This is a genomic window from Streptomyces sp. NPDC057638, from assembly GCF_042800315.1.
Lineage (GTDB): Bacteria > Actinomycetota > Actinomycetes > Streptomycetales > Streptomycetaceae > Streptomyces.
This window is the reverse complement of the sequence record NZ_JBHVHF010000081.1, coordinates 19,378-27,327: the sequence shown is the minus strand read 5'-3', so window position 1 is coordinate 27,327 and position 7,950 is coordinate 19,378. Positions and strand designations below refer to the sequence as shown.

Annotated in this window: 5 protein-coding genes and 1 riboswitch; of the genes, 1 reads left to right on the top strand and 4 read right to left on the bottom strand. The window is 71.7% G+C overall.

The annotated features are described in order from the left end of the window. The 4 genes from ACFVIM_RS14290 to ACFVIM_RS14275 form a co-directional block, all read right to left on the bottom strand. Positions 1–725 (bottom strand): GntR family transcriptional regulator (locus ACFVIM_RS14290; protein WP_384301003.1); only part of this gene is annotated, 725 nt, incomplete at its 3' end. Positions 726–1,296: 571 nt separating this feature from the next. Next, entirely contained in the window at positions 1,297–2,085 is a 789-nt protein-coding gene (locus ACFVIM_RS14285; RefSeq protein ID WP_384301002.1) for a M23 family metallopeptidase, read from the bottom strand. A 12-nt stretch (positions 2,086–2,097) separates the two neighbouring features. Further along, positions 2,098–2,259: riboswitch (cyclic di-AMP (ydaO/yuaA leader) on the bottom strand. A 211-nt stretch (positions 2,260–2,470) separates the two neighbouring features. Next, entirely contained in the window at positions 2,471–3,838 is a 1,368-nt protein-coding gene (locus tag ACFVIM_RS14280; RefSeq protein ID WP_384301006.1) for a M16 family metallopeptidase, read from the bottom strand. 26 nt (positions 3,839–3,864) lie between these two features. Next, positions 3,865–5,265 (bottom strand): M16 family metallopeptidase, encoded by a 1,401-nt coding sequence (locus ACFVIM_RS14275; RefSeq protein ID WP_384301005.1) that lies wholly within the window; start codon positions 5,263–5,265, stop codon positions 3,865–3,867. 196 nt (positions 5,266–5,461) lie between these two features. Here ACFVIM_RS14275 and ACFVIM_RS14270 point away from each other — a divergent pair, with 196 nt between their 5' ends. Further along, positions 5,462–7,918, top strand: a complete 2,457-nt coding sequence (locus ACFVIM_RS14270; protein ID WP_384301001.1) for a DNA topoisomerase (ATP-hydrolyzing) subunit A — start codon at positions 5,462–5,464, stop codon at positions 7,916–7,918. The last annotated feature ends 32 nt before the right edge of the window (positions 7,919–7,950 follow it).

Here is a 7,950-nt window from a genome sequence, read left to right as displayed (position 1 = left end):
GCCTGGTCGCGGGAGACCGCGCCCCGGCGCGCGGGTGGCACGTCCGGCGCGGACCGGGCCGGGCGCGCCGTCCGGCCGGGCGTCGGCACCCCGTCCGGGCGCGCGGTCCGCAACGTGCGCGCCTGGGCCGAACGCTCGGCGTGCGCGGCGGCCAGGGCCCGCGCGCGGGCCGCGTCGCCGCGCGCCACCATGTCGAGGATCGCCGCGTGCTCGGCCCAGCACTCCAGCGGCCGGGCCGGGCTCTCCCCCACATACATCCACGCGATCTTCTGCCGGGACCGGGCGAGCAGCGCGATCAGCTCCGGGCTGCCGGACGCGCGCGCCAGGGTCTCGTGGAACCAGCTCCCCAGGGCGCGCAGTTCGTCGAGATGGCCATGCCGGGCGCGGTCCTGCCCCAGCTTCACCAGCCCGCGCAACACCTTGAGATGCGCGTCGGTCCTGCGGCGGGCGGCCCGCTCCACCGCGAGCGGCTCCAGCAGCGTCCACACTTCCAGCAGATCGGCCGCCTCGTGTTCGGTGGGCTCGGCGACACAGGCGCCCGCGTGGCGCCGGGCCACGATGAAGCCCTCGGACTCCAGCGTCCGCAGCGCCTCGCGCACGGGTACCCGCGAGACCCCGTACCTCCGGGCGAGCTGCTCCTCGGCGAGCCGCTCCCCGGGCCGGAACACCCTGGAGACGATGTCCTCGCGGATCGCCGTGCAGACCGAGTGCGGGGGAATACGCATGCCGAACCTCCGCCACATTCGCTGTAATCCGCGTAAACCGCGGCCGATTGGCCTCTCCCGGTCGACTCTATGCCAGCGGACGGCTTTTTCCGACGGCCCATCGCATTCCAGGGATCCCTTTTGGCCAGCCCCTTACGAAGGACTTACCCGGCGCTTCCCTCCACCCCGGGCCGGATCTCCTCGCGCCGAAACGGCAGCACGCGGGACACGACCGCGCCCCGACACCTCCGGCGGCTCGCGGAAGGTGTCGGGGCGCGGTGGTCGCGGTCTCCCGGCGGGCCCGGCCCACCGACAGAGGTAGAGACCAATGACTGAACGGCCGATGGCCGGACGGGAAGACAGCCGGACGGGAAGACGACGGGGCGGGAGGACGGCCGGGCGGTCAGGCGGTCGCGCGGCACGACGATCGGGCGGCGCGACAGCCGGGCACAACAAACCCCATCGACAGCACCGGAACGCCGGAACGCCGAACCGTCCAGGGCCAGCGGAACCACCCCACGGCCGACCCGCCCGCACCGAGGCTCAGCGGGTCAGCCCGTCGGACGAGGGGCCGACGGGGGGCGGATGAGGATCAGATACCGACGCCGTGGGCCCGCAGATACGCCACGGGGTCCACATCCGACCCGTACTCGGCACTGGAACGGGCCTCGAAGTGGAGGTGGGGACCGGTCGAGTTGCCGGTGGAGCCCGCGAAGCCGATGCGGTCGCCCGCGGCCACGGTCTGGCCGACACTGACGGTGGTCGCCGCCAGATGGCCGTACTGGGTGTAGGAGCCATCGCTCATCCGCAGGACGACATTGACCCCGTACGCGCCGCCCCAGCCCGCCTCGACGACGGTGCCCGCCCCGACCGCCATCACGGAGGCACCGTGGGCGGCGTGGAAGTCGATACCGGAGTGGCTGCCGGAGGACCAGCGGGCGCCCCCGGTGCGATAGGCGGTGGAGACATACGAGTCGGCCACGGGCATCCGGTAGGCGAGCCGCTTGCGCTCGGCCTCACGCGCGGCACGCTCACGGGCCTCACGGATCTCCTGGGCGCGCTCCTCGGCCTGGCGGCGGGCCTCCTCCGCGCGGGCGGCGGCCTCGGCGGCCTCCTGGCGCTGCGCGGCGGCCTGGTCGGCGACCTGGTCCGCGACGGTCTGGGAAGCGAGGATCTCCTCGGTCATCACGTCCTCGGTGATGATCCGGGTGGTGCCGGTGTCCTCCATGCTCGGCCCGTCGGAGCCGGTGGCGAAGGCCGGAGTGGCCAGGGAGGAGACAACACCGGTGGTGGCCAGGGTGGCGACACCGGCGACATGGGCGCTGGTGCGCGAGACGCGGCCGGGGGCACGGTGTTTCCCGGTGGGGCGGGCGAACGCCATGGAACGGATGTTCCTTTCCTTCCGTCTCGCCTACCGGGTTAGCTGACGGGTTCGGAGCGGGAGGTCTCCTACGGACCCCCTCCGCATGGGCGAAGGCGGCCGATTCACCCCAGGGGACTGTGGGTCCCCGGCTCCCCAGGCTCACGCCCGACGGGGACTCGGCGATGGCTGTCCGTTGCCACGAGTGTGGCGACTGACGGGCGAACAGCCGGACCGACGCTAAGGGCGCGGAGTTTCGATCACCAAACAGACAGCCGTTTTTGTTGCCCATGCCACAGGGCAGAAGACCCGCTACCGGATAACTCACCATCAAAAACGGACAAACGCTCATCAAAATGGGGAACCCCGACGTCGAACGAGGTCGGGGTTCCCCACTGACCCGGGATCAGCCGGTGACGACGGTCACCTCGCCGATGCCCAGCGCCCGTACCGGCTCCGCGATCTGCGACGCGTCGCCGACCAGCACGGTCACCAGCCGGTCCACCGGGAAGGCGCTGACGGTCGCCGCCGTCGCCTCCACGGTCCCCGCCTCGGCGAGCATCCGGTAGAGCGTCGCCTGGTAGTCGTCCGGCAGATTCTGCTCGACCTGGTCGGCCAGGGTGGCCGCGACCGCCGCCGCCGTCTCGTACTTCAGCGGCGCCACGCCCACCAGGTTCTGCACGGCGACATCGCGCTCCGCGTCGGTCAGCCCCTCGGCGGCCAGCGTGCGCAGCACCGTCCAGAGGTCCTCCAGCGCGGGACCGGTGTTCGGCGTGTCCACCGAGCCGCTGATGCCGAGGAGCGCGATGCCGTCCCCGTCCGGCCCGGAGAGCAGCGAGTGGCCGAAGGCGCGGACACCGTAGGTGTAGCCCTTCTCCTCCCGCAGCACCCGGTCGAGGCGGGAGGTCAGGGTGCCGCCCAGGCAGTAGGTGCCGAGCACCTGCGCCGCCCAGACCCGGTCGTGCCGGTCGGCGCCGACCCGGCCGATGAGGATGGCGGTCTGCACCGCGCCGGGCCGGTCCACGATGACGACCCGGCCGGTGTCGTCCGAGGAGACCGCGGTGGCGGTGGAACGCTCGGCGGTGTCACCGGTCCAGTCCCCGAGGGTCTCGGCGAGCACGGCGTCGAGGTCGACCCCGGTCAGATCGCCGACGATGACCGCGGTCGCGGTGGCGGGCCGGACATGGGTCTCGAAGAAGGCGCGGACGGCGGCGGAGTCGATCCTGGAGACCGTCTCCTCCGTGCCCTGACGGGGGCGGGAGATCCTCAGAGTGGCCGGGAACAGCTCCTTGTAGAGCTCCTTGGCGCCGCGCCGGGACGGGTTGGCCATCTCGTGCGGGATCTCGTCGAGCCGGTTGCGCACCAGCCGCTCGATCTCGCCGTCGAGGAAGGCGGGCGCCCGCAGCGCCTCGGCGACCAGTCCGAGCGCCTTGGGCAGCCGGGAGACGGGGACCTCGAGCGAGACCCGGACGCCGGGGTGGTCGGCGTGCGCCTCCAGGGTGGCGCCGCAGCGCTCCAGCTCGGCGGCGAACTCCTCGGCCGACCGCTTGTCGGTCCCCTCGGAGAGGGCGCGCGCCATGATGGTCGCGATGCCGTCGAGCCCCTCGGGCTCGGCGTTCAGCGGGGCGTCGAGGATCAGCTCGACGGCCACGACCTGCTGCCCGGGGCGGTGGCAGCGCAGCACGGTCAGGCCATTGCCCAGCGTGCCGCGCTCGGGGGCGGGGAACGCCCAGGGCTTGGCCTCGCCCGCCGTCGGCTGCGGGTGGAACTCCATGGTGGTCAACGGCTCGGCGGCGTCGCTCACTGCTGCGGCCCTTCTTCCTTGAGGGTGTCCTCGTCGCTCTGTTCGGCGGAATCGGCGGAGGCGTCGGTGTCAGCCGACTCGGCTGAGGCGGCTGACTCGGCGGCCAGCGGCTCGTACACCAGCACCGCGCGGTTGTCCGGGCGCAGCCGGGCCTGGGCGATGGCCTGGACCTCCTCGGCGGTGATGGACAGCACGCGGTCCACGGCGGTCAGCGCGAGCTGCGGGTCGCCGAAGAGCACCGCGTAGCGGCAGAGCTCGTCGGCGCGGCCCGCGACCGTGCCGAGGCGGTCCAGCCACTCCCGCTCCAGCTGGGCCTGGGCGCGCTCCATCTCCTCGGCCGTGGGGCCGTCCGCCGCGAAGCGGGCCAGCTCCTCGTCGACGGCGGCCTCGATCTCGGGGATCTCGACCCCGGCGGAGGTCTTCACGTCCAGCCAGCCCAGGGACGGCGCCCCGGCGAGCCGCAGCAGCCCGAAGCCCGCGCCGACGGCGCTCTGGTCGCGGCGCACCAGCCGGTTGTGCAGCCGTGAGGACTCCCCGCCGCCGAGCACGGTGAGCGCCAGGTCGGCGGCGTCGCACGCGCGGGTGCCGTCGTGCGGCAGCCGGTAGGCGGCCATCAGCGCGCGGGAGGGCACCTCCTCGGTGACGACCTCGCGCACCTGCTCCCCGATGACGTCCGGCAGCGAGCCGTCGCGCGGCGGCAGCTTGCCGTCGTGGGAGGGGATGGAGCCGAAGTACTTCTCGATCCAGGCGAGGGTCCGCTCGGGGTCGATGTCGCCGACGACCGACAGCACCGCGTTGTTCGGCGCGTAGTAGGTACGGAAGAAGGCGCGCGCGTCCTCCAGGGTCGCCGCGTCCAGGTCGGCCATCGAGCCGATGGGGGTGTGGTGGTAGGGGTGGCCCTCGGGGTAGGAGAGGGCGGTCAGCTTCTCGAACGCGGTGCCGTAGGGCACGTTGTCGTACCGCTGGCGGCGCTCGTTCTTCACCACGTCACGCTGGTTCTCCATCGACTCGTCGTCGAGGGCGGCCAGCAGGGAGCCCATGCGGTCGGCCTCCAGCCACAGCGCGAGCTCCAGCTGGTGGGCGGGCATGGTCTCGAAGTAGTTGGTGCGCTCGAAGCTGGTGGTGCCGTTGAGCGAGCCCCCGGCGCCCTGGACCAGTTCGAAGTGGCCGTTGCCCGAGACCTGCTTCGAGCCCTGGAACATCAGATGCTCGAAGAGGTGGGCGAGCCCGGTGCGGCCCTTGACCTCGTGGCGGGAGCCCACGTCGTACCAGAGGCAGACCGCGGCGACCGGGGTCAGATGGTCCTCGGAGAGCACCACACGCAGGCCGTTGGCCAGTGTGTGCTCCGTGGCTGTCAGGCCGCCCGGTTCGGCTGACGCGGTGGCCGTGTGACCCATGGGCATGTACGTCCCTTCGATCGCGATGATCTTGGTTGTCTTCCGCGGTGGTCGTGGTTCTCTTCGCAGCACTGCCACTGTATGCAAGCGTGCTGACAGTCGGCGAAGTTCCCGGGTCGTGGTCGGTCTTGTCAGTGGGACGGTCCACAATGGTCGGCACCAGTCCGATTCGGTACGTGAAGGAGCAGCAGCCGCGATGGCCCGCCGCAGCACGAAAACCTCCCCTCCCGACGATTTCGAGGAGCGGATCCTCGACATCGACGTCGTCGACGAGATGCAGGGCTCCTTCCTTGAGTACGCCTACTCGGTGATCTACTCGCGCGCCCTGCCCGACGCCCGTGACGGCATGAAGCCCGTCCAGCGCCGCATCGTCTACCAGATGAACGAGATGGGGCTGCGTCCGGACCGCGGGTATGTCAAGTGCGCCCGGGTCGTCGGCGAGGTCATGGGCAAGCTGCACCCTCATGGCGACGCGTCCATCTATGACGCGCTGGTCCGGATGGCGCAGCCGTTCTCCATGCGGGTGCCCCTGGTCGACGGCCATGGCAACTTCGGCTCGCTGGGCAATGACGACCCCCCGGCCGCCATGCGGTACACCGAGTGCCGGATGGCCGACGCCACCTCCCTGATGACCGAGTCGATCGACGAGGACACGGTCGACTTCGCGCCGAACTACGACGGGCAGGAGCGGGAGCCCGTCGCCCTCCCGGCCGCCTACCCCAATCTGCTGGTCAACGGCGCCTCCGGCATCGCGGTCGGCATGGCGACCAACATGCCCCCGCACAATCTGGGCGAGGTCATCGCCGCCGCCCGCCACCTCATCCGCTATCCGGGCGCCGACCTGGAGACCCTGATGCGGTACGTCCCGGGCCCCGATCTGCCCACCGGCGGCCGGATCGTGGGACTGAACGGCATCAAGGACGCGTACGAGACGGGCCGCGGCACCTTCAAGATCCGCGCGACGGCGACCGTGGAGAACGTCACGCCCCGCCGCAAGGGCCTGGTCATCACCGAACTGCCCTTCACGGTCGGCCCGGAGAAGGTGATCGCCAAGATCAAGGACCTGGTGGGGTCGAAGAAGCTCCAGGGCATCGCCGATGTGAAGGACCTCACCGACCGCTCCCACGGACTGCGGCTGGTCATCGAGGTGAAGAACGGCTTCGTGCCCGAGGCCGTGCTGGAGCAGCTCTACAAGCTGACCCCGATGGAGGAGTCCTTCGGCATCAACAACGTGGCGCTGGTGGACGGCCAGCCGCTCACGCTGGGGCTGAAGGAACTGCTGGAGGTCTATCTCGACCACCGCTTCACCGTGGTGCGCCGGCGCAGCGAGTTCCGCCGGGGCAAGCGGCGCGACCGGCTCCACCTGGTCGAGGGCCTGCTGGTGGCGCTGGTCGACATCGACGAGGTCATCCGGCTGATCCGGTCGAGTGAGAACTCGGCGCAGGCCAAGGAGCGGCTGATCGAGCGGTTCGGTCTGAGCGAGGTCCAGACGCAGTACATCCTGGACACCCCGCTGCGACGGCTGACCAAGTTCGACCGGATCGAGCTGGAGTCCGAGCGGGACCGGCTGACCGGTGAGATCGAGGAGCTGACCCGGGTCCTGGAGTCCGACGCCGAACTGCGCAAGATGGTCTCCGGCGAGCTGGCGGCGGTGGCGAAGAAGTTCGGCACCGAGCGGCGCACGGTCCTGCTGGAGTCCTCCGCCTCGCCCGTCGCGGCCGTACCGCTGGAGGTCGCGGACGACCCCTGCCGGGTGCTGCTCTCCTCCACCGGGCTGCTGGCGCGCACGATGACCGGCGAGCCGCTGCCCGAGCCCGCCGCCCGGCGCGCCAAGCACGATCTGATCGTCTCATCGGTGGCGACCACCGCCCGGGGCGATGTGGGTGTGGTCACCTCGGCCGGGCGGCTGCTGCGGCTCGCCGTGATCGATCTGCCCCAGCTCCCGGCGACGGCGCACGCGCCCACCCTCTCCGGTGGCGCGCCGCTGTCGGAGTTCCTCTCGCTTTCGCTGGAGACCGGGGAGAGCGTGGTCTGTCTGACGACGCTGGACGACTCCTCGCCGGGCCTGGCGCTCGGCACCCTCCAGGGCGTGGTCAAACGCGTGGTCCCCGACTATCCGGCGAACAAGGACGAGCTGGAGGTCATCACCCTCAAGGAGGGTGACCGCGTCGTCGGCGGCACCGAACTGCTCACGGGCGAGGAGGACCTGGTCTTCATCACCTCCGACGCCCAGTTGCTGCGCTACCCGGCGGGGCAGGTGCGGCCCCAGGGCCGCGCGGCGGGCGGAATGGCCGGAATCAAGCTCTCGGAGGGGGCCGTGGTGCTCTCCTTCACCGCGGTGGACCCGGCCGAGGACGCGGTGGTCTTCACGGCCGCCGCCACCACGGGAGCGCTGGACGACTCCGTGACCACCGCCAAGCTGACCCCGTTCGACCAGTACCCGCGCAAGGGCCGGGCCACGGGCGGCGTGCGCTGCCAGCGCTTCCTCAAGGGTGAGGACACCCTGGTGCTGGCCTGGGCGGGCGCCGCCCCGGCCCGCGCCTCCCAGCAGAACGGCACCCCGGCCACTCTCCCGGACCCCGACCCCCGCCGCGACGGCTCCGGCACCCCCCTCCCCTCCCCGGTCGCCGTCCTCGCGGGCCCGCCGCGCTAGGACAGGTCCCAGCGATCAGCCATCCGTTCCCG

What these genes read in the sequence shown, in the direction of transcription:
- ACFVIM_RS14285 (WP_384301002.1), bottom strand. Translation starts at nt 2,085, where the DNA reads ATGGCGTTCGCCCGCCCCACCGGGAAACACCGTGCCCCCGGCCGCGTC.
- ACFVIM_RS14280 (WP_384301006.1), bottom strand. Translation starts at nt 3,838, where the DNA reads ATGGAGTTCCACCCGCAGCCGACGGCGGGCGAGGCCAAGCCCTGGGCG.
- ACFVIM_RS14275 (WP_384301005.1), bottom strand. Translation starts at nt 5,265, where the DNA reads ATGGGTCACACGGCCACCGCGTCAGCCGAACCGGGCGGCCTGACAGCC.
- ACFVIM_RS14270 (WP_384301001.1), top strand. Translation starts at nt 5,462, where the DNA reads ATGGCCCGCCGCAGCACGAAAACCTCCCCTCCCGACGATTTCGAGGAG.